The following is a 20,378-nucleotide window of genomic DNA, read 5'->3' on the forward strand; positions in this document are numbered from 1 at the left end:
CCCGAGCCGACCGGCAGAGCTGCCGCCCCCTACTCCAGCGTAGGCAGACGGGGCGTCAGACCCCATGGCACCAACGGGCCATCTCTGCGCACCACCCGGGCGGGGGCCTCCTGGACGCGGGCTACTTGGACGGCGAGGCGGTCGGCTTCATCGAGTAGATCTCGGACGCGGCCGGCTCGGCCGCCTGCACCGGCTGCCCGAAGTCGGAGAGCTGCACCGTGGAGACCACCTTCACCTGGTCCTTGGGCAGCTTCGACCCGGCCACCCCGGCGAACGAGAAGGTCTCGGTCACCCTGTGCAGCCGCCCCTGCCCGTCCAGCCAGGCCTCGTACGGCACCTCCTTGACGGTGAAGGTCTGGGCCGCCATCCGCAGCCCGTCACCGCCCCGGCCGCCGGTGGCCTCGGCCGCCTTGGCCAGGTCCAGGGTGCCCTTGTAGTGCTTGAGCTCCACCCCGCCGGCCGACTCCGAACCGACCAGCTCCGCGCTGACCACCCCGCGCAGCGCCCCGGCCGCGCTGGCCGGGTCGGTGGCGCCGCTGCTCACCAGGTTGCCGTCCGGGAGCTGGCGGATGTCGAGCTTGACCCACTTGCCCTCGGGGATCTTCGCCCCGCTGTTCTGCAGGTAGACCGTGCCGGGCAGCACCACCTCGACGATCTTGCCGGTGGTGGCGGCGCCGGGCGGCACGTCGATGTCCAGCCGGCCGATCCGCTTCACGTAGTCGTAGCCGCCGGCGCCCTTGAACACCGCCTTCTTGTCGCCCGACTCGGTGGTCAGCTCGGTGACGGCCTTCGCGGAGCCGGTGCGGCCGGTGATGTCCGCCGCGCTGCGCACGGCGGTCAGCGGGTCGGCCGAGAGCTGGTCGGCTGAGCTGCCGGGCTTGCGCGGCTCGCTGCTGCCGCAGGCGGTCAGGGCGGCGACGAGCAGGGCGGCGGTGGCAGCGGCGGCGCTGGTGCGGACGGTGTGCTTCACGATCGGGTACAACCCCCTCAGAGCTCTTCCAGAGCCAACGAGTTGAGGGTCCGTGAGGTTACGGGTGGACCGGCGTGCGGCTTCCGGTACGCGCCGGTCGTTCGAGCCGTTACGGTGAGGAGCGTGAACGTCGAGCACCGGGTGACGGTCGAAGAACGAGGCTCCTTCTCCACCGCCCGCTGCACCTGCGGCTGGCATGCCCCCGCCCGGCGCAGCCGCGACAAGTCCCGCCGCGACGCCGCCGCCCACCAGGCCGAGCACACCCCCGACGCCCACTGACCCACGCCCCCCCGGGGGGGCGTGGGTGCCGCGCGAGTCCCGGCAGGGCAGGCCCCCAGGGGCGCGAGGAACTGCGCGGGGTCCGGTAGGGCAGGCGCCCAGGGGGTGTGGGTGCCGCGCGAGGTCCGGCAGGGCAGGCGCCCAGGGGCGCAGGTGCCGCGCGAGGTCCGGCAGGGCAGGGCCCCCAGGGGCGCGAGGAACTGCGCGAGTCCCGGTAGGGCAGGCGCCCAGGGGCGCGAGGAACTGCGCGAGTCGGAAGGCGGCCCGGCATGGGATCGGGGCACGTCGGTCAGATGCAGGTGGTGCCGTTCCCCGGCGCGCAGTTCCTCGCGCCCCCGGGCGCTGCAACCGACCCTTCGTCAGTCAGGTGTGCGTGGTGCCGTTCCCCGGCGCGCAGTTCCCCGGGCGTTCCCGCCGGGGGCGTCACGCCGCGAGGTCGCGTTCGATGCGGCGGCGCCCGGTGCGGCGGGGCGCGGCGATGACCAGCGGGCGGAGGGCGGTCCGGCCGAGGGCGTGGGTGAAGGGCACGAGGACGGCCATCGCGATCGGGGCGAGCAGCAGGACCACGGCCGCCGCCAAGGCGAAGCCGCCGAGCACGTCGGTGGGGTAGTGCACCCCGACGTACATCCGGGCGACGCCCTGGAGCACGGCGAGCACCCCGGCGATCAGCCCCAGTCTGCGGTTCACCAGGTAGAGCCCGATCGCCAGCCCCATGGCCATCGCGGAGTGGTCGCTGACGAAGGAGAGGGTGCCCTCCTTGCCCTGCACGAGCACCTGGAGCTCGGGGTGGTCGACGAACGGCCGGGGCCGGTCGACGATCGCCGAGATCGGCAGGTTGGCGAGTTCGCAGAGGGCGACCGCGAGCGGGGCCCAGAGCAGGCCGGCCACCGCGACGGGGGCGTCGGGGCGGCGGCGGGCCTGGAGCCAGCCGACCGCGAGGAGCAGGCCGAGGCCGAGCAGCAGGCCGTACTCGCCGAGCCAGGCGACGGTGGAGTCGACCCAGGAGGGGGCGGAGTCGGCGAGCCCGTTCACTGCCTTCAGCAGGTCCAGGTCCGGGCCGGCGGTGTCGCCCAGCAGCGTCGACACGCCGCACCTCCGTCGTGGCCCTCGCGAGCCCCTTGATCATCAGACTGACAAGGGGCACAACGCGGCAGCCGGTCCGGCGGTTTCAGAATTCACGCACCGTTATCAAACCTTGACTGACCGTCCACTGGACGTCCACGGCGAGCGGTGCTCCGTGGTCGCCCCGGACGGGGCGTCAACTGTCGTTCGGGTCCCGGCCGGTGCCCTGCCCGCCGCTGGCGATCTGCCCGTCGGCCTGCCGGGCCGGGAGCGAGAGGGCTCCGTCGGGGGTGATCCGGGTGGCGCCGTAGTACTTGGGGCGGTCGATCTTGTCGTAGCGGATCACCGCGTTGGTGTGCGGGGCGTTGATCATGTACCCGCCGCCGACGTAGATGCCGACGTGGTCGATGGAGCGCGGGTCGCCCTGGTCGGTGGCGAAGAACACCAGGTCGCCCGGCCGGAGCTGGCTGCGCTCGATGTGCGGGCCGGCGTTCCACTGGTCGTTGGCCACCCGGGGGAGGGTGATGCCCACGCTGCCGAAGGCCGCCACGGTGAGGCCGGAGCAGTCGAACCGGCCGCCCTCGGCCGCCGTGCCGTTCCCGCCCCAGAGGTAGGGGGTGCCGAGGGTGGTCTGGGCGAAGTAGATCGCACCGGACGCCTGGGGCGAGAGTGCCGTGTTGGGGACGGTGGTGCCGGAATCGGCGGCCGGGGGCGCGGTGAAGTTCGCCGCCAGGGTTTTGATGTTCTTCACGTACCCCTGGGTCTCCCGGTACGGCGGGACGCCGCTGTACTTGATGACCGCGTACGGACCGGCGTTGTAGGCGGCGAGCAGATTCGACTGCCGGTCACCGGGGACTTTCGCAATGTCCTTGGCGAGGGCGCAGTCGTAGGTCGCGGCGGAGGCGATCGCGTCGGCCGCGTTCCAGACGTCCTTCTTCCCGTCGTTGTCGCCGTCGGTGGCGTACCCGGGCCAGGTGGCCGGCATGAACTGGGCCATGCCCTGGGCGCCGACCGGGCTCCGGGCCAGCGGGTTGAAGCCGCTCTCCTGGTAGAGCTGGGCGGCCAGCATGGGCGGTGAGATCTCCGGGCAGAGCGCGCCCCACTGCTGGAAGAGCGGCTGGTAGGCGGCCGGCACGGTGCGGCCCGCGAGTCTGGGCTGGACCGTCTGCGGGGTGCCGCTGGCGGCGAAGGTGCCGACCACCACCACGCCGACGAATCCGACGCCCGTCAGGGCCGCCGCGGCGGCTGCCGCGCCCGCCTTCCGCAGTACCATCAGCACCGTCCCGACGAACCGTCAGTTACCCGTGGCCCAGAAGGCATTGCTCATCACAATCATCGCAGATGCAAAGGGTGGGCGGTATCCTTCGCACGGTGGACATCCTGGCGTACGGGCCCCGTGCTCCACGACCGATCCGCGAGAAACAGCCAAGTCGAAGTCGGATCTGGCCAAGAATGGGGTGCGGCCCTTCGCGTCACCCCGGTCCTGGGCCTTGAATTTGCCTGATCGGGCGGTGAGATGGAATGAACCTGAGCAGCGTGTTGCACAGTGACCGGGTCCGGCTCCTGGCGGAGGACCCACCCAAGAAGGCCAACATCGACACCATCATCGGCGGCATCGCACCGGACTGGGGCCCGTTCGCCAGTCTGGGCGCGGAGGCCCGGACGATGATCCAGGTGGTGATGGCGGTCGCCATCCTGGGCTGCCTGGGCATCGCCGTCTGGGGGGCGGCCAAGCAGCGGATCGGTGCCACCGCGATGCGGGACAGCTTCAGCGCCGAGCAGGGCAAGGGGCTGATCGTGGCGGGGCTGACCGGCGTGTTCATCATCGGTTCGCTCACCACTCTGTTCACCATTGTGTACGGCATGGCGATCTGACGATCCGACAGACTTGCCCCGGCGGAGCGGCCCCGTGGGTGGCCGTCCCCGCCGGGTCGTCGCGCTTCCCGCGCTGACCGCGCGTACCAGCTAGGGAGTCCGCAGGGGCTCCCCGTACCAGGAGGGCCGCCGTGCCGGTGTCCGACGACCAGCCGCACACCCGGACGCGGCTGCCGGTCGGCGAGCAGTCCGTCTACCAGCAGCAGCAGACGGGCCGTCAGGGCAGGCCGCTGCGGACCCTGCTGGCGGTCCTGGTGGTCGTGCTGCTGCTGGTGGTCGCGGTCTCGATCGCGAACCGGGACAAGCCGGACCCGAAGGCGGGCGGCCGGACCGGCTCGGCCGACCGGGCGACCCCGGCCGCGCCCGCCCCGGCCACCACCGCGCCCACCGGCCAGCTCCCGGTGGCGACCAGCTCGAACGGGATCGGCGTGGGTCACCCGCACACCTCGCAGGGCGCCCAGTCGGCGGCCGCCAACTACGCGGTGGCGCTGGGCTCGGAGGAGATGTTCCGGGCCGACACCCGGGCCACCCTGCTGGGCACGGTGGCCGACCAGAGCGCGCTGCCCGCCCTCAAGGCCCGGCTGGACGCGGCCTTCGGGCCGGAGCAGCTGGCCGGCTTCGGCCTGGACGACAAGGGCCGGCCGGCCAAGGGGCTGACCTTCGTCAGCCGCACCGTGCCGGTCGGCACCAAGCTCACCAACCAGGCCGACACCGCCACCGTGGTGCAGGTCTGGTGCACCGGCCTGCTCGGCCTGGCCGGCCAGGGCTCCACCCAGCCGGTCTCCGAGAACTGGTTCACCCTCACCCTCACCATGCGCTGGACCGGCAGCGACTGGAAGCTCACCGACTTCGCCCGGACGTCCGGCCCGGCACCCGTCCCCGGCGACCAGCAGGCCGCCACCGCCGAGGAGATCACCGGCGCCGTCCAGGACTTCGGAGGCTTCCGCTATGCCCGTTGACGCTGCCCCGGCCGCCCGGCGGCGGACCGCCAGGGCCTCGGTGGTGCTCGGCTCGCTGCCCGCGCTGGTGCTGCTGACGGCGGCCCGGGCGTTCGCCGACCCGACCCCCTCGCCGTCCGCCTCGGTGAAGTGCAACCTGCCGGTGCCCGGTGCGGACCGGGCCTGTGCCCCGGACGTCCCCGGGGTGGTGGTCACCGGCCCCGGCGGCGGCACCATCGGCGGGGTCACCGACCCGCTCGGCTCGCTGGCCAAGGGCTGCGCCGAGGCGGCTGCCTGGGTCACCCGGAAGCTGGCCGACGCCATCGACTCGACCACCCAGGTGGACTTCACCAACGCCGCCTTCCTCCAGCAGTACGCGGTGGTGTTCGCCGGCTCCACGGTGCTCACCCTGATCCTCTGGCTGCTCGCGGTGACCAAGCGCGCGGTGCGCGGCGCCTCGCTGACCACCGCGATCTCCGAGGCGATCGGCTTCCTCTGGCTGACCGTCATCGCCTCCGCCTTCACCCCGCTGGTGCTCTTCACCCTGGTCTCGGCCACCGACGGGGTGACCGCCGCCATCGCGGCCGGCACCAAGTCGGACACCGGCACCTACCTGGGCGGCTTCGCCGACACCTTGGAGAAGGGCTCGCTGGGCGGCGGCCCGCTGATCCTGATCATCGTCTCGCTGGTCGCGGTGCTGGCCGCCGCGGTGCTCTGGATCGAGCTGCTGATCCGGGCCGCGATGCTCTACGTCGGCGCACTGCTGGGCACCGCTGTGTACGCGGGGCTGGTGGACAAGCAGCTCTGGAAGCACGTCCGGCGCTGGGCCGGGGTGATGCTCGCGGTGGACCTGGCCAAGCCGATCATCGTGATCATCCTCGGCCTGGCCGGCGCGGTGGCCACCGGCGCCGGGAGCACCGACGACTTCGCCAAGGTGATCTCCGGGCTCTCCATCCTGTTCCTGTCGATCTTCGCCAGCGCCGCCGTCTACCGCTTCGTACCGGGCTTCGGCGACGAGCTGATGCAGATGCGGCACGCCCGGGCCAGCGCCGTCTCGGCCGGCTCCGCGATGATCAACGGCCCGGCCAACCTGGTGAAGCAGGGCATCTCCACCCACGGCGCGCGCGGTGGTGGCGGCGGAGCCCCGTCCACCGCCAACGCCTCCACCGGCTCGGCGGCGGCCGGCATCGCCGCCCACGGATCCCGCACCGCGGCACCCCCGCCGCAGACCCCCACCCAGGCCCCGGCCGCCAATCCAGTGAAGGGACCGTGATCCGCGCGTGAGCAGCGAACCGCTCGGCCAGTACGGCGCCGCGTACACCCACCAGCGCCGTACCTACCTGATCGGCAAGGCCAGGCCGAACGCGCCGATCGGCCGCAACCGGGAGTCCGGGGAGATCGTGCTGATCATCTTCGGCGCCTTCCTCGGCATGGTCTGGGGCCTGGCGATGCCGATCCTGCCGCTCCGGATCGCCGGCCTGGTCGGCCTGCCGCTGCTCGCGATCATGGCGGTCTACGTGCCGTACAAGCGCCGCACCTTCTACAAGTGGGTGGAGATCAACCGGACCTACCGCCGCACCCTGCGCAGCGGCCGGGCGGTCTGGAAGTCCGAGGTGGTGGACGCCGGCACCCGCTTCGACGGCCGCGAGGTGGAGATCGGCCCGCCGCCCGGCGTGGGCCGGCTGCACTGGCTGACCGCGCCGTTCGGCCCGGACGAGGTCGGGGTGCTGATGCACCTGGAGCGCCGCACCGTGACCGCCGCGATCGAGATCGAGGGCCCGGGCGTCGGCCTGCGCGACTCGGAGGACCAGGAGGCGCTGGTCGACCGCTTCGGCACCCTGCTCAAGCACGTGGCCAACGGCGACGGCTTCGTGACGCGCCTCCAGATCCTGGCCCGCACCCTCCCGGCCGACCCGGACGCGCACGCCAAGGACGTCGAGCGACGGGGCGACACCTCGGCCCCGGGCTGGCTCCAGGACTCCTACGACCAGCTCCAGTCGATGGTCTCCACCTCCTCCGAGCAGCACCGGGCCTACCTGGTCGCCTGCATGCACTACAACCGCGAACTCGCCGCCGAGGCCCATGTGATGGGCCGCACGGCGGGCGGCGGCAAGGCCCGGGACGACGACGGCCTGGCCGCCGTGATGGCCCGTGAGCTGACCGACATCTGCGCCCGGCTCGCCGAGGCGGACATCCGGGTCCGGCAGCCGCTCGGCCAGGCCCGGCTCTCCTCGCTGCTGCACTCGATGTACGACCCGGACCACCCGATCGACCACATCCAGGCGATGTCCCAGCGGAACGCCTGGCCGGCCGAACTCGACGCCACCCACCCGCAGTACCTCGCGGCGAAGACCCGCGAGTCGTCGACCCGGGAGCCGTGGTGCCACGCCACCGCCTGGGTCAAGGAGTGGCCGCTGACCCCCGTCGGGGTCAACTTCCTGGCCCCGCTGCTGGTGCACACCCCGGACGTGATCCGGACGGTGGCCGTCACCATGGACCTGGAGCCGACCGACGTCGCGATCGAGCGGATGCTCACCGAGAAGACCAACGACGAGGCCGAGGCCAGCCGGGCCGCCAAGATGAACCGCACCATCGACCCGCGCGACCTGGCCCACACCGGCCGGGTGGACCAGCGCGGCGACGACCTCGCCTCCGGCGCGGCCGGGGTCAACCTGGTCGGCTACATCACCGTCTCGTCCCGCTCGCCCGAGGCGCTGGCCCGCGACAAGCGGACCATCCGGGCCTCGGCCGGCAAGAGCTTCCTCAAGCTGGAGTGGTGCGACCGCGAGCACCACCGGGCCTTCGTCAACACCCTCCCGTTCGCCACGGGCATCCGCCGCTGACCCGCTAGGAGTCCTTGCCATGGCCATCGGCAGCATGACCGACGCCTTCACCAGCCTGATGTTCGGCAAGGTGGAGACCACCCGGCTCCCGGTCCGGACCTCCACCGGCCAGGCCCAGGCGGTCTACCTCCCCACCGCCGCACCGGGGTTGGGCGACTCGGGCGTGATCATCGGCCGCGAGGTGTACTCCGGCAAGGGGTACGTCTACGACCCGTTCCAGCTCTACGGCCAGCAGCTCCCCGCCCCGCACTGGCTGGTGCTCGGCGAGTCCGGCAACGGCAAGTCCGCACTGGAGAAGACCTACGTGCTGCGGCAGCTGCGCTTCCGCGACCGCCAGGTGGTGGTGCTGGACGCCCAGGGCGAGGACGGCGTCGGCGAGTGGAACCTGATCGCCAACGCGCTGGGGATAAAGTCCATCCGCCTCGACCCGATGGCCGCCCGGGACGGCGGCGTCAAGCTCAACCCGCTCGACCCGGCCATCACCACCACCGGCCAGCTCTCGCTGCTGCGCACCATCATCGAGGTGGCCATGGGCCGCGGCCTCGACGAGCGGGCCGGCTTCGCCCTGAAGGCCGCCCACGCCCACGTCACGGCCACCGTGACGGGCCGTCAGCCGGTGCTCAACGACATCATCGACACCCTGCGCAGCCCCGAGCCCTCCTCGGTGGAGGCGCTCGGCGTCGGCGTCGACGAGGTCCAGGCCTGGGGCCTGGACGTGGCCCTGGTGCTCGACCGCCTGGTCGACGGTGACCTGCGCGGCATGTTCGACGGGTCCACCACGGACGGCATCGACCTGGACGCCCCGCTGATCGTCTTCGACCTCTCGCACATCGACCGCAACTCGATCGCGATGCCGATCCTGATGGCCATCGTCGGCGTCTGGCTGGAGCACACCTGGATCCGCCCCGACCGGAAGAAGCGCATCTTCCTGGTCGAGGAGGCCTGGCACATCATCAACAGCCCCTTCGTGGCCCAGCTCTTCCAGCGCCTGCTGAAGTTCGGCCGCCGTCTCGGCCTCTCCTTCGTCGCCGTCGTCCACCACCTCTCCGACGTGGTCGACGGCGCCGCCGCCAAGGAGGCCTCCGCCATCCTCAAGATGGCCTCCACCCGCACCGTCTACATGCAGAAGGCCGACGAGGCCAGAGCCACCGGCCGGGTCCTCGGCCTGCCCCGCTGGGCGGTCGAGATCATCCCCACCCTCTCCCCGGGCATCGCCGTCTGGGACGTCAACGGCAACGTCCAGGTGGTCAAGCACATCATCACCGACGCCGAACGCCCCCTGGTCTACACCGACCGCGCCATGACCGAGGACGCCGTCGCCGAACGCCACCGCGCGGAGCGCCAGTTGGCCGCCGAGCCGGGGGTCTGACGGCCTGTGGTCGATTGGGCAGCAGCTTGCTGCCCAATCGGCTCGGGCTGCCTCTCGGCGCCGGGTGCTGAGGATCCGTCGGACCCGTGCCCGCTGCTGTAGATCTCGGACTTGATGGCGTGCCGAGTGGGGGAACGTTCCTGCTCACCCGATCGGTGGGGGGTGCGGAGTGCGGTACCGGCGCGTGGGGGTACGTGTGCGGTGGAGCCCCGCGTCTGACGGTTCTTCGGGGGATGGAAACCCTCTCGTTACTCGCGGGGTCCTGACAGCTACGCGCGTTGACCCTAGGCTGCGGTGGTCACGTCACCTTCTCGGCTCCGGCCCCACGGCGGAGCCCCCAACGGTGCAGGGGATCCCTCATGTCCAACTCCGGCCGCACCGGCCGTTTCCGTCGCCCGGCGTACGCCGCGGCCGCCGCCGTCGGTCTCTTCGGGACCCTGCTGGTACCGGGCACCGCCTCGGCCCACGGCTGGGACTGGGACTGGCACAAGCCGAAGACCGAGGACCTCCAGATCCTCGCCATCAACGACCTGCACGGGAACCTGGAGCCCCCGGCCGGCTCCTCGGGGAGCATCAAGGAGGTGGACCCGGCCACCGGCAAGGTGGTCGACACCCCGGCGGGCGGCATGGAGTACCTGGCCACCGCGCTGCGGCAGGCCCGGGAGGGGCACCGCAACACCGTGACGGTGGCGGCCGGTGACCTGGTGGGTGCCAGCCCGCTGCTGTCCGGGCTGTTCCACGACGAGCCCACGGTCGAGGCGCTGAACAAGGTCGGACTGGACGTCACCTCGGTGGGCAACCACGAGTTCGACGAGGGCTCCAAGGAGCTGCTCCGCCTGCAGAACGGCGGCTGCCACCCGACCGACGGCTGCTACGAGAAGGGCCGCAAGTTCCGCGGCGCCGACTTCGAGTACCTGGCCGCCAACGTCACCTACGAGAAGACCGGCCGCCCGATCCTCAAGCCGTACTGGGTGAAGAACGTCCGCGGCACCAAGGTCGGCTTCATCGGCGCGACCCTCGAGGGCACCCCGAACATCGTCACCGCCGAGGGCATCAAGGGCCTGAAGTTCGGCGACGAGATCGAGACCATCAACAAGTACGCCAAGGAGCTCAAGCGCCAGGGCGTGGACTCGATCGTGGCGCTGATCCACGAGGGCGGCTACCCGGCCTCCACCACCTACAACTACGACTGCGGCGCGGCCGGCCAGGGCATCTCGGGCCCGATCGTGGACATCGCCAAGGGCCTCGACCCGGCGATCGGCGCGATCGTCACCGGCCACACCCACAACTCCTACGCCTGCGCGATCCCGGACCCGAAGGGCCAGCTCCGGTCGGTGACCAGCGCGGCCTCCTTCGGCCGCCTGTACACCGAGATCAACCTCAAGCTGGACAAGAGGACCGGCGCCATCGTCCGCCCGTCGGTGACCGCCGCCAACCACGTGGTGCGGCGCGACCTCGCCAAGGCCGACGACATCACCAAGCTGATCGAGCGCTACGGCAAGCTGGCCGCCCCGATCGCCAACCGTCCGCTCGGCTTCATCGGCGCGGACATCAACGGCCGCGGCTCCACCGCCTACGAGAAGCCGCTCGGTGACGTGATCGCCGACGCCCAGCTGGCCGGCCTGGCGCCCGCCGACAAGGGCGGCGCGCAGATCGCCTTCATGAACCCCGGCGGCATCCGCTCCGACCTGGTCTTCAAGGCCAGCGGCGCCGAGGGCGACGGCGTGGTGACCTACGGCGAGGCGTTCACCGTCCAGCCGTTCACCAACATGATGCAGGTCAAGACCATGACGGGTGCCCAGATCGTCAAGGTCCTGCAGGAGCAGGTCAGCGGCCCGAACCAGGCCGCCCCGAAGATCCTCCAGATCTCCAAGGGCCTGACCTACACCCTGAACCTCAACAAGGCCGGCGCGGACCGGATCGCGGACGTCAGGTTCAACGGCGCCCCGATCGACCTCAACGCCTCCTTCCGGGTCGCGGCCAACGAGTTCCTGCACGGCGGCGGCGACGGCTTCCCGACCTTCACGGCCGGCACGGACAAGCTTGTCGGCGCCTCCGACCTGGACCTGTTCGCCGCCTACCTGGGCGCGAACTCCACCGCCTCGGCCCCGCTGAAGGTCCCGGCGCAGGACCGGATCAAGGTCATCGGCGTCGGCGAGGACGTCAACTGACCTGGTCCTGATGCAGGTTGCGGGGCTCTTCTCCACCCGGAGGGGAGCCCCGTTCCCGTTCCCGCTCCCGTCAGGGGGCGGTGGACTGCCCCGGCAGTCGGACGGTGGCGACGGTGCCGGGCCCGCCGTCGGTGGCCGGGCCGAGCGAGACCTCGCCGCCGGCCTCCTGGACGGCCTGCGCCACGATCGACAGCCCGAGCCCGGAGCCCGGCAGCTGGCGGGAGGACGGAGAGCGCCAGAACCGGTCGAAGACGTACTGCAGCTCGTCCGGCGGGATGCCCGGCCCGTGGTCCCGGACGGTCAGCCGGCCGTCCTGGAGCGCGAGTTGGACGGTGCCGCCGGGCGGGGAGTACTTCACCGCGTTGTCCAGCAGGTTGATCACCGCGCGCTCCAGGCCGGGGCCGTCCCCGTGCACGTACCAGGGGTCGACCACCAGGGCGAACTGCAGCCCGGGCCCGCGCAGCCGGGCCCGCTCCACCGCCCGGTGGACGATCTCGTGCAGCGCCACCACGGTGTGCTCGCGCTCCGGCCTGGAGGTCTCCGGGCGGGAGAGCTGGAGCAAGTCGCCGATCAGCACCGTGAGTTCCTGCATCTGGGCCTTCATGCTGGCCAGCAGCTTGGTCCTGGTCGCGGGCGGGAGCGGACGGCCGGTGTCGTCGGAGCGGATCAGCAGGTCGACGTTGGTGCGCAGTGAGGTCAGCGGGGTGCGGAGCTCGTGCCCGGCGTCGGCGATCAGCCTGGTCTGCCGCTCCCGGGAGTTGGCGAGCGCGGTCGACATCGAGTTGAACGAGGAGGACAGCCGGGCGAGTTCGTCGTCACCCCGGACCGGGATGGTGGTCCCGACCTCCTCGGTCCGGGCGATGTGCTCCACCGCGTTGGTCAGCTGGTCCACGGGCTTGAGAGCCGAACGCGCCACCAGCCGCCCGGTGAGCCCGGCGCCGATCACCCCCAGCGCGGCCACCCCGCCCAGCAGCAGGGCCAGTTGCTGGAGCGAGTCGTGCATCTCCTTGGTCGGGCTGGCGGTGAGCACCACGACGTGCTCGTACCGGCTCACCCGGACCAGGGCGGGTGCACCGCCGACGTAGGTGCCGTCGCGGTAGCTGACCTGGTTCGGCTGGTAGGACAGTGCGTCCAGGTCGGCCGGATCGACGGTGACGGCCTTGGTGGCGCCGAACTGGAGGCAGACCGTGCCGTCCCCGGCGACCAGTTGGCTGTTCCACTGGTAGAAGCCGCGCCCGCCGGGCTGCTGGCCGCCGAGCAGCTTCGTGGTGGTGGCCTGGGTGGCGGTCAGGGCCGCGGCGGCGTTCGCTCCGCAGTTGCTGCTCGGCCAGTCGAGGTTCTGGAGGTTCCTCGGCCCGAACGGGCTCAGCGGCGCGTTGGCGAGGTTGGTCTTCACCTGCTGGTACAGCCGGTCCCGGACGATGAACCAGCAGGCCAGCGCCGACAGCGCGATGGCCACCGCCACGGCGGCAGCCGTCAGCATCGCGAGCCGGCTGCGCAGCGAGCGCCCCCCGTACCAGCCCGCGAGGCGCTTCACGCCGCCGCGCCGGTCGCGGAGCGCAGCGCGTAGCCGACGCCCCGGACGGTCTGGATGATCCGCGGCATGCCGCCCTGTTCGGTCTTGCGGCGCAGGTACATCACGTACACGTCCAGCGAGTTGGAGGAGGGCTCGAAGTCGAAGCCCCAGACCGCCTTGAGGATCTGCTCCCGGGTCAGCACCTGCCGCGGGTGCGCCAGGAACATCTCCAGCAGCATGAACTCGGTGCGGGTCAGCTCGATCGGCCTGCCGTCCCGGGTGACCTCCCGGGTCGCGGTGTTCATCCGCAGGTCGGCGAAGGCCAGCACCTCGCTGGCGTCGGCCTCCACCGCCGCGCGGGCGGCGGCCTCGCTGGCCAGTGCCGAGCGGCGGAGCAACGCCCGGACGCGGGCCAGGAGTTCGTCGAGTTCGAAGGGCTTGGCCAGGTAGTCGTCGGCGCCGACGTCGAGGCCGGTGACGCGGTCGCCGACGGCGTCCCGGGCGGTGAGCATCAGGACCGGGACGGCGTCGCCCCGGGACCGCATCCGGCGGACGGCGGTGAGGCCGTCCATCCGGGGCATCATGATGTCGAGCAGCACCAGGTCGGGGCGGTCGCGTTCGACCGCGTCCAGGGCCTCGAAGCCGTCGGTGGCGGTGGTCACCTCGTAGCCCTCGAAGGCGAGGCTGTTCTCCAGGGCGTCCCGCAGGGCGGGTTCGTCGTCGACCACGAGGATGCGGGCGGTGGGGCCCGGGGTCTCGGCAGGGGTGCGGTCGTCGGCGGGCGGGGTCATCGGCGCGGGGCCTTTCCTGGTGGTCCGGTCTGGCTGGTCGGGCTGGGTCTCATTGTCCGTCAGGAGGGCCTGCCGGAGCGGGCGTCAGAGCCGCTGGCCGGCTTCGAGCTTCGGCAGCAGCTGCTTGACGTCGTTGATCGGGATGGCGAAGCCGAGGCCGACGCTGCCCGCGCTGCCGGAGGCGGCGGTGGCGCCGGCGCCACTGGCGGAGTACATCGCGGAGTTGATGCCGATCACCTGGCCGGCCGCGTCGATCAGCGGGCCGCCGGAGTTGCCGGGGTTGAGCGCGGCGTCGGTCTGCAGCGCCTTGTAGCTGGCGGTGTCGGCGGAGGACGAGCCGGAGCCGCCGGACCGGGACTGCAGGCCGGGCAGGTTCGGGAAGCCGAAGCCGCCGTTGCCACTGGTGGTGGAGTCGTCGACCTGGACGGTGACGGGGCGGTCCTTGGCGCTGATGATGCCGGAGGTGACGGTGCCGGTCAGGCCCTCGGGATTGCCGATGGCGACCACCGAGTCGCCGACCCGGACGCCGTCGGAGTCGCCGAGGGTGGCGGTCTTCAGGCCGCTGACGCCGGAGGCGGTGATCAGCGCGATGTCGGTGGACTCGGCGGTGCCGGTGACGGTGGCGCCGGCGGTGGAGCCGTCCTGGAAGGTGACGGTGATCTGGCCGCCGGAGCCGACCGCGCCGGAGATCACGTGGTAGTTCGTCAGGATCTTCCCGTCGGCGCTGAGCACCATACCCGTACCGGTGGCGGTGCCGTTGGCGGTCTTCACGGTGATCTCGACGACGGCGGGGGAGACGGCCGCGTTGACCGCCGCGACGTTCGCGGTGCCGTCGGAGTTGGCGGAGACCGGGCTGACCACGGTGGAGCCGCCGCCGGAGGCGGTGGCGGTGGCGCGGTCGCCGGCGATCACCCCGCCGGTGACGCCGCCGATCAGGGCGGCCGTCACGGCGACGGCGGTCACCAGGGCGAGGCGGCCCTTGAGGAAGCCCGTGCGGACGGGGCCGGCCGGTGAAGCCGGGGCCGGTGCGGCCGGCTGCGGGGTGGTGGTCCAGTCGGCGTAGACGAAAGGACCCTGGTCTTCGGTGCTTCGCTGCTGGTCGCTCATGGATCCAAGGTCCGCCCGGCCGATGAGAGCCGGATGAGAGCCGAATCAGAGTCAGCCGAGAAGCCCGTTGGCTTCTCATAAAGCCTGGTCAGGCCGGGCTCAGGCGCCCGAGGGGCCTCCGCAGCCGCAGGAACGGCGGATGACCAGGCGGGACGGGAAGGTCCGCACCCGCTCGGTCTCCGAGCCGGGCACCATCAGCGACTCGTCCAGCACCAGGTCGACCGCGGCCCGGGCCATCGCGTCCCGGTCGGAGGCGACGGTGGTCAGCGGCGGGTCGGCCAGCGCGGCCTCGGGGATGTCGTCGAAGCCGGCCACCGCCAGGTCCTCCGGGACCCGCAGGCCGACCTCGCGGGCGGCCCGCAGCACGCCGATCGCCTGGTCGTCGGTGGAGCAGAAGATCGCGGTCGGGCGGTCCGGCGAGCGGAGCAGTTCGACGGCGACCTCGTAGGCGCCGTAGCGGTGGAACGGGGCGTCCACCAGGTGCGGCTCGACCGGCAGCGCGTGCGCGGTCATCGCCCGCTCCCAGCCCTCGACGTGGTCGATCACCGGGTCGCCGGGGGCGGGGGACTCGACCGGGCCGCCGAAGCAGACCACGGCGGCGTGCCCGTGCACCTCCAGCAGGTGGCGGACGGCCGCCTCGGCGCCGCCGACGTCGTCGGTGGTGACGGCCACGTCGTCGATCGCCTCGGGGCGGCGGTGCAGCAGCACCACCTTGGCGCCCTCCATCGCGGCGAACTCCTCGGCGGCCCGCTGCGAGGGGCCCTGGCTGACCAGGATCAGGCCGGAGACCCGCATGCCGAGGAAGGCGCGGACGTAGTGCACCTCGCGGTCGTCCACGTAGTCGGAGTTGCCGATCAGCACCAGCTTGCCGCGCTCGGAGGCGGCGCGTTCGACCGCGTGCGCCATCTCGGCGAAGAACGGCTGGCGGGCGTCGGGGACGACCATGCCGATCAGGTTGGTGCGCCGGGAGGCCATCGCCTGGGCGACGCTGTTCGGCCGGTAGCCGAGCTGCTCGATCGCCGCGAGCACCTTCTCCTTGGTCGCGGGCGCGACCGGGCGCGGCCCGTTGTTGATGACGTAGGAGACGACCGCGGTCGAAGTCCCAGCCAGTCGGGCTACATCGTCGCGCGTCACCTTGGCCACGGGGGGAGTCTACGCGGGTGGCTGGGCGCAGTCAGGGGGGATACCCGCCGTCCGGCCGACCGGCACCGGACAGCCCGGGGCACAGTCGGACAGAACGGACGGTCGTTCGGCGGGGGCGGTCGGAGCCGACGGTCCGCCGGACGTCCGACGGGGTCCGCCGGGGGTCCGGCGGACCCCCGGTCAGGCGTCCTGCGGGGTGCGCTGCTCGGTGCGCTCGCCCTTCTCCGGGACGACGAAGCGGTAGCCGACGTTGCGCACGGTGCCGATCAGCTGCTCGTGCTCGACACCGAGCTTGGCCCGCAGCCGCCGCACGTGCACGTCCACCGTCCGGGTGCCGCCGAAGTAGTCGTAGCCCCAGACCTCCTGGAGCAGCTGAGCCCGGGTGAAGACCCGGCCCGGGTGCTGCGCCAGGTACTTCAGCAGCTCGAACTCCTTGAAGGTGAGGTCCAGCACCCGGCCCTTGAGCTTGGCCGAGTAGGTGGCCTCGTCGACCGAGAGGTCGCCGTTGCGGATCTCCATCGGGCTGTCGTCGGCGGTGACCTGCATGCGGCCCATCGCCAGCCGGATGCGGGCCTCGACCTCGGCCGGGCCGGCCGTGTCCAGCAGGACGTCGTCGATGCCCCACTCGGCGGTGACGGCGGCCAGGCCGCCCTCGGTGACCACCAGGACCAGCGGGCAGCCGATGCCGGTGGAGCGGAGCAGCTGGCAGAGGCTGCGGATCTGCGGCAGGTCGCGCCGTCCGTCGACCAGGATCACGTCGGCGGACGGGGTGTCCACCAGGGCCGAGCCCTCGGCGGGGGCCACCCGGACGTTGTGCAGCAGCAGTCCGAGGGCGGGCAGCACCTCGGCCGAGGGCTGCAGGGCGTTGGTGAGGAGCAGGAGCGAACTCATACCCGGTGGTCCCCTTTCGGGGTCGTCGCGGACGCGGCCGGCGCTCCTGACGGAGCGTCGGCGACGCGAGGGGTGGGGGTGAGGACGTCCGAGGGGCGAGACGCGACCGGTTCGGGGGTGAACAGTGCGGGGCGGGGCGCACGGGCGGGGTCCCGCAACCCCGGGTGCGCCTGGTGCTCCGTCACTGCCCTGCTCATCCGCGAACCTTCCGGTCTGCTCCCGTCGCACACCGCCCGTCCGTGCCCCGCACGTCCTTGTGCGGAGCACCGGCCGGGCGGCCCTCCGGAGCGGCCGGTGCGGGTGGGGCACCGGCTCCCGGAGGCCATCCGTACGTGGCGTCCTGAAAGCACAAAAGGACCCGGGGGCGACTCTGCCCAGGTCCCTCTCTGGCCACGAGAATAGCCGACCACCCTCCGGCAGGGGAGGGGCACGCAACGATGCCTGGGCCACACTGCGGCCGTCCGGGCGTGACCCGGGGGCGTCCGGCGGCGTTCTCCGGGTGCCGTCGCGCGCCACGCGCGAGCAGCGGGGTTACGGCATCCGGGTCGGGGCGGTCCATCATGGGAGCCGCACCGGCCGCACCGTACGTGTACACCTTTGGCGTGGGTGCCCCGGCAGCAGGGCGGGGGCGTCGCACCGGGCGGGGACGTAGAGGAGGACAGCCATGACGGCGATCGCGGACCACACTTCCACCGCGCGGGTGACGGACCCCGGGGCCGCCCGGGTGACCGTCCGGTACTGGGCGGCGGCCAAGGCCGCCGCCGGGCTGGCCGAGGAGGAGGTGCCCGCCGGCGACCTGGCCGGGGCCCTCGCGGCCGTCCGGGCGCGGCACGCCGGGAACGCCCGGCTGCACCAGGTGCTGGCGCACTGCTCCTACCTGGTGGACGGTCAGCAGGTCGGCAACCGCGACCACGCCACCGTCGCCCTCCCGCCCGGTGCCACCGTCGAGGCCCTGCCGCCCTTCGCCGGCGGCTGACGGTCCGTCGCAGCTGCCCGCACCCGAACCGCCGAGGAGCACCGCATGACCCTCACCGCCGAGCCGGTCCGCCGGACCGGGACGCCGATCGTCGAGCCGGGCCCGTCGGTCGCGGCGCTGACCGCAGGGCTGTGCGGGGTGCTGGCGGCGGCCTCGCTGCTCGGCGGGCGGTACGGGCTGGCGGCCGGGCTGACGGCGGCTCAGGCGCTGACCGCCGTCGGCTGGTTCCGGCTGCACGGGATGTGGCCGGCCCGGCAGGGGATCGCCGGGGTGGCGCTGGCCGGGGTGGTGGCGGACCTCGCGGTGCTGACCCACGGGGCGGCCGGGCTGCTCGGCGCGCTCGGGGTGTACCTGGTGGTGGTGCTGGTCTGGCAGACCTTCCGGCCGGCCGATCCGGCGGAGCGGTTCTACGCCCTGACGGTGCTGGGCTCGGGCGTGCTGCTGGCGGGGCTGGAGGCCTCGCTGCTGCTCGGCACCCACACCCCGGCCGCGCTGCTGGCGGTGGCGGTCACCGTGCTGCTGGCGTCCTGCCCGGCCCCGGCGGCGGTGGCCGCCTCGGCGGCGCTGCTGCTCGGCACCGCCGCGGGGGTGCTGGCCGGCGGCCCGCCGGTGCAGGCGGTGCTGGTGGCGGTCGGGGCCCTGGTCGGACGACGGGTCGCCTCGTACGATTTCCCGTCCAGGTTCGTGCACTTCACCGCCGGGGTGGTGCTGCCGTTGGCGGTGGCCGCGCCGCTGGCCTGGATCGGTTCGGCGCTGCTGCCCTGACGTCCGCCTGTCGAGACGGGGTGTCCATGGTCAAGCCGGAGCGGACGGCCGGGGCGCCCCCGGGTCGCCCGGGGCCGGGTGGCCGAGCGGCGCGATCGCTCGGCATCTCGGAATGCGAGTCGATTCGTCTCAGTATTCGACATGCTGATGACAGCGGCCGTACCGGTTCCCTAGCATCGTCGGCATGAAGCGACAGGCGGACCTCACGAAGCGGCGGGCGGTAGACCTGTGCCGCGTGTCCGCCTGCCTGTGTCGAATGCGCTGACCGGGCGGTTCTGACCGGCACGTCCGGCCCCGTCCACCCCCGCCGAGCACTCTGGCCTGGTAGTTCCTGCCGTGGCCCCCTCGGCCTCCGATCTCTTGCCCCACCCCGGCTGCACCCGTTCCCGTCTCGGCATCCGAGACGAGGATCGGTACGGGCTGCCGCCGGGTGCTGCCCGCACACACCTTCCGCAGTACCGCCCCCGGATGGAGACACCACCATGAGCCGCAGTGACGTCCTGGTCGACGCCGACTGGGTCGAGGCGAACCTCGACAACCCGAAGGTCGTCGTCGTCGAGGTCGACGAGGACACCGCAGCCTACGAGCTGAACCACATCCGCAACGCGGTCCGGATCGACTGGAAGCAGGACCTCCAGGACCCGGTCCGCCGCGACTTCGTCGACCAGGCCGGCTTCGAGGCGCTGCTCTCCAAGAAGGGCATCGGCAACGACGACACCGTGGTGCTCTACGGCGGCAACAACAACTGGTTCGCCTCGTACGCCTACTGGTACTTCAAGCTCTACGGCCACGGTGACGTCCGCCTGCTCGACGGTGGCCGCAAGAAGTGGGAGCTGGACGCCCGCGAGCTGGTCACCGAGGTGCCCGAGCGCGCCGCGACCGAGTACAAGGCCCAGGAGCAGGACAAGTCCATCCGCGCCTTCCGCGACGACGTGGTGAACGCGATCGGCACCCTGAACCTGGTCGACGTGCGCTCGCCCGACGAGTTCGCCGGCCGCCTGCTCGCCCCGGCCCACCTGCCGCAGGAGCAGTCCCAGCGTCCGGGCCACGTCCCGACCGCCAGCAACATCCCGTGGGCCAAGAACGCCAACGACGACGGCACCTTCAAGTCGGACGAGGAGCTCGCGGCGCTCTACACCGCCGAGGGCGTCGACCTGGCGAAGGACACCATCGCCTACTGCCGCATCGGCGAGCGCTCCGCGCTCACCTGGTTCGTGCTGCACGAGCTGCTCGGCCAGACCAACGTCAAGAACTACGACGGCTCGTGGACCGAGTACGGCAGCCTGGTCGGCGTCCCGATCGCGCTCGGCGACAACTGAGCCCCGGCGCTCGAACCGTAGGGAAGGAACAGAGACATGTGCGGTGCGAAGGCCGGCGGCCCCGACCTGGCAGGAGTTGACGTGGCCAAGGAGACGATCATCCAGGGTTCCGTGACCCGCGACGGCGAGCCCGTCAACGGTTACGTCCGCCTCCTCGACGAGGGCGGCGAGTTCACGGCCGAGGTGCCCACCTCGGCGACCGGGCAGTTCCGCTTCTTCGCCCGACCGGGCAAGTGGACGCTGCGCGCGCTGGTCCCCGGCGCGACCGTCGACCGCGTCGTGGTCGCCTCCCAGGGCGCCCAGACCGAGGTCGCGATCGCGGTCTGAGGACCCGTCACGGTGCCATCCGTGTGAGCGACGGCG

At 72.4% G+C, this 20,378-nt stretch carries 20 protein-coding genes; 12 read left to right on the forward strand and 8 right to left on the reverse strand.

From position 1 onward, the window contains the following. Positions 1-121: 121 nt before the first annotated feature. On the reverse strand, positions 122-982 hold the full coding sequence (locus tag ACIRBX_RS31260; RefSeq protein WP_402302134.1) for a hypothetical protein: 861 nt from the start codon (positions 980-982) through the stop codon (positions 122-124). Positions 983-1,093: 111 nt separating this feature from the next. Here ACIRBX_RS31260 and ACIRBX_RS31265 point away from each other — a divergent pair, with 111 nt between their 5' ends. Continuing rightward, complete coding sequence (locus ACIRBX_RS31265; RefSeq protein WP_402302137.1) at positions 1,094-1,249, forward strand: hypothetical protein; 156 nt, start codon at positions 1,094-1,096, stop codon at positions 1,247-1,249. A gap of 423 nt (positions 1,250-1,672) precedes the next feature. Here the strand turns inward: ACIRBX_RS31265 and ACIRBX_RS31270 are convergent, their stop codons facing one another. Beyond that, the gene (locus ACIRBX_RS31270) at positions 1,673-2,335 is read right to left on the reverse strand and encodes a phosphatase PAP2 family protein (protein WP_402302140.1); all 663 of its coding nucleotides are present in this window, start codon (positions 2,333-2,335) and stop codon (positions 1,673-1,675) included. Between the two features lie 172 nt (positions 2,336-2,507). Continuing rightward, positions 2,508-3,584, reverse strand: coding sequence for an NlpC/P60 family protein (locus tag ACIRBX_RS31275; RefSeq protein WP_402302143.1), 1,077 nt, complete (start codon positions 3,582-3,584; stop codon positions 2,508-2,510). Positions 3,585-3,874: 290 nt separating this feature from the next. Between ACIRBX_RS31275 and ACIRBX_RS31280 the strand changes: the two genes are divergently transcribed. From ACIRBX_RS31280 to ACIRBX_RS31305, 6 genes are all read left to right on the forward strand, one after another. Then, entirely contained in the window at positions 3,875-4,186 is a 312-nt protein-coding gene (locus ACIRBX_RS31280; RefSeq protein WP_402302440.1) for a hypothetical protein, read from the forward strand. Positions 4,187-4,317: 131 nt separating this feature from the next. Further along, entirely contained in the window at positions 4,318-5,145 is an 828-nt protein-coding gene (locus tag ACIRBX_RS31285) for a hypothetical protein (RefSeq protein WP_402302145.1), read from the forward strand. After that, on the forward strand, positions 5,135-6,397 hold the full coding sequence (locus ACIRBX_RS31290) for a hypothetical protein (protein ID WP_402302148.1): 1,263 nt from the start codon (positions 5,135-5,137) through the stop codon (positions 6,395-6,397). The genes ACIRBX_RS31285 and ACIRBX_RS31290 overlap by 11 nt, the downstream gene beginning before the upstream one ends. A 7-nt stretch (positions 6,398-6,404) precedes the next feature. Further along, on the forward strand, positions 6,405-7,967 hold the full coding sequence (locus ACIRBX_RS31295; protein WP_402302150.1) for an SCO6880 family protein: 1,563 nt from the start codon (positions 6,405-6,407) through the stop codon (positions 7,965-7,967). Positions 7,968-8,001: 34 nt separating this feature from the next. After that, positions 8,002-9,336, forward strand: a complete 1,335-nt coding sequence (locus ACIRBX_RS31300) for an ATP-binding protein (RefSeq protein WP_402302443.1) — start codon at positions 8,002-8,004, stop codon at positions 9,334-9,336. Between the two features lie 359 nt (positions 9,337-9,695). Beyond that, positions 9,696-11,507, forward strand: coding sequence for a bifunctional metallophosphatase/5'-nucleotidase (locus ACIRBX_RS31305; RefSeq protein ID WP_402302152.1), 1,812 nt, complete (start codon positions 9,696-9,698; stop codon positions 11,505-11,507). 70 nt (positions 11,508-11,577) lie between these two features. Here ACIRBX_RS31305 and ACIRBX_RS31310 read toward each other — a convergent pair whose 3' ends face one another. The 5 genes from ACIRBX_RS31310 to ACIRBX_RS31330 form a co-directional block, all read right to left on the reverse strand. Further along, complete coding sequence (locus ACIRBX_RS31310) at positions 11,578-13,044, reverse strand: sensor histidine kinase (protein WP_402302153.1); 1,467 nt, start codon at positions 13,042-13,044, stop codon at positions 11,578-11,580. Next, positions 13,041-13,814 carry a response regulator transcription factor gene (locus ACIRBX_RS31315; protein WP_402302155.1) on the reverse strand — a complete coding sequence of 258 codons (774 nt, stop codon included), beginning with the start codon at positions 13,812-13,814 and terminating at the stop codon, positions 13,041-13,043. Before ACIRBX_RS31315 ends, ACIRBX_RS31310 begins: the two co-directional genes overlap by 4 nt. An 84-nt stretch (positions 13,815-13,898) precedes the next feature. After that, a complete protein-coding gene (locus tag ACIRBX_RS31320; protein WP_402302156.1) occupies positions 13,899-14,921 on the reverse strand; it encodes a S1C family serine protease in 1,023 nt (340 codons plus the stop codon). 99 nt (positions 14,922-15,020) lie between these two features. Next, complete coding sequence (locus tag ACIRBX_RS31325; protein ID WP_402302158.1) at positions 15,021-16,064, reverse strand: LacI family DNA-binding transcriptional regulator; 1,044 nt, start codon at positions 16,062-16,064, stop codon at positions 15,021-15,023. A 180-nt stretch (positions 16,065-16,244) separates the two neighbouring features. Continuing rightward, entirely contained in the window at positions 16,245-16,955 is a 711-nt protein-coding gene (locus ACIRBX_RS31330; protein WP_402302161.1) for a response regulator transcription factor, read from the reverse strand. Between the two features lie 664 nt (positions 16,956-17,619). On the opposite strand from ACIRBX_RS31330, the gene ACIRBX_RS31335 reads away from it, so the two are divergent. The 5 genes from ACIRBX_RS31335 to ACIRBX_RS31355 all read left to right on the forward strand — a co-directional run bounded on the left by ACIRBX_RS31335 (position 17,620) and on the right by ACIRBX_RS31355 (position 20,342). Then, on the forward strand, positions 17,620-17,931 hold the full coding sequence (locus tag ACIRBX_RS31335) for a MoaD/ThiS family protein (protein ID WP_402302163.1): 312 nt from the start codon (positions 17,620-17,622) through the stop codon (positions 17,929-17,931). 45 nt (positions 17,932-17,976) lie between these two features. After that, complete coding sequence (locus tag ACIRBX_RS31340) at positions 17,977-18,696, forward strand: hypothetical protein (protein WP_402302166.1); 720 nt, start codon at positions 17,977-17,979, stop codon at positions 18,694-18,696. Positions 18,697-18,880: 184 nt separating this feature from the next. Then, positions 18,881-18,961 carry a putative leader peptide gene (locus ACIRBX_RS31345; protein ID WP_350529122.1) on the forward strand — a complete coding sequence of 27 codons (81 nt, stop codon included), beginning with the start codon at positions 18,881-18,883 and terminating at the stop codon, positions 18,959-18,961. Between the two features lie 217 nt (positions 18,962-19,178). Next, complete coding sequence (locus ACIRBX_RS31350) at positions 19,179-20,015, forward strand: sulfurtransferase (protein ID WP_402302169.1); 837 nt, start codon at positions 19,179-19,181, stop codon at positions 20,013-20,015. A gap of 36 nt (positions 20,016-20,051) precedes the next feature. Then, positions 20,052-20,342 (forward strand): DUF1416 domain-containing protein, encoded by a 291-nt coding sequence (locus ACIRBX_RS31355; protein WP_057227860.1) that lies wholly within the window; start codon positions 20,052-20,054, stop codon positions 20,340-20,342. The last annotated feature ends 36 nt before the right edge of the window (positions 20,343-20,378 follow it).

Origin of the sequence: Kitasatospora sp. NPDC096147 (assembly GCF_044763225.1) — a bacterium.
In the GTDB taxonomy this organism is placed as follows: domain Bacteria; phylum Actinomycetota; class Actinomycetes; order Streptomycetales; family Streptomycetaceae; genus Kitasatospora.

Bases quoted from the DNA above. Each gene is read 5' to 3' on its own strand.
- ACIRBX_RS31275 (WP_402302143.1), bottom strand. From the start codon at position 3,584: ATGGTACTGCGGAAGGCGGGCGCGGCAGCCGCCGCGGCGGCCCTGACG.
- ACIRBX_RS31290 (WP_402302148.1), top strand. From the start codon at position 5,135: ATGCCCGTTGACGCTGCCCCGGCCGCCCGGCGGCGGACCGCCAGGGCC.
- ACIRBX_RS31300 (WP_402302443.1), top strand. From the start codon at position 8,002: ATGACCGACGCCTTCACCAGCCTGATGTTCGGCAAGGTGGAGACCACC.
- ACIRBX_RS31305 (WP_402302152.1), top strand. From the start codon at position 9,696: ATGTCCAACTCCGGCCGCACCGGCCGTTTCCGTCGCCCGGCGTACGCC.
- ACIRBX_RS31315 (WP_402302155.1), bottom strand. From the start codon at position 13,814: ATGACCCCGCCCGCCGACGACCGCACCCCTGCCGAGACCCCGGGCCCC.
- ACIRBX_RS31320 (WP_402302156.1), bottom strand. From the start codon at position 14,921: ATGAGCGACCAGCAGCGAAGCACCGAAGACCAGGGTCCTTTCGTCTAC.
- ACIRBX_RS31330 (WP_402302161.1), bottom strand. From the start codon at position 16,955: ATGAGTTCGCTCCTGCTCCTCACCAACGCCCTGCAGCCCTCGGCCGAG.
- ACIRBX_RS31335 (WP_402302163.1), top strand. From the start codon at position 17,620: ATGACGGCGATCGCGGACCACACTTCCACCGCGCGGGTGACGGACCCC.
- ACIRBX_RS31340 (WP_402302166.1), top strand. From the start codon at position 17,977: ATGACCCTCACCGCCGAGCCGGTCCGCCGGACCGGGACGCCGATCGTC.
- ACIRBX_RS31345 (WP_350529122.1), top strand. From the start codon at position 18,881: ATGAAGCGACAGGCGGACCTCACGAAGCGGCGGGCGGTAGACCTGTGC.
- ACIRBX_RS31350 (WP_402302169.1), top strand. From the start codon at position 19,179: ATGAGCCGCAGTGACGTCCTGGTCGACGCCGACTGGGTCGAGGCGAAC.
- ACIRBX_RS31355 (WP_057227860.1), top strand. From the start codon at position 20,052: ATGTGCGGTGCGAAGGCCGGCGGCCCCGACCTGGCAGGAGTTGACGTG.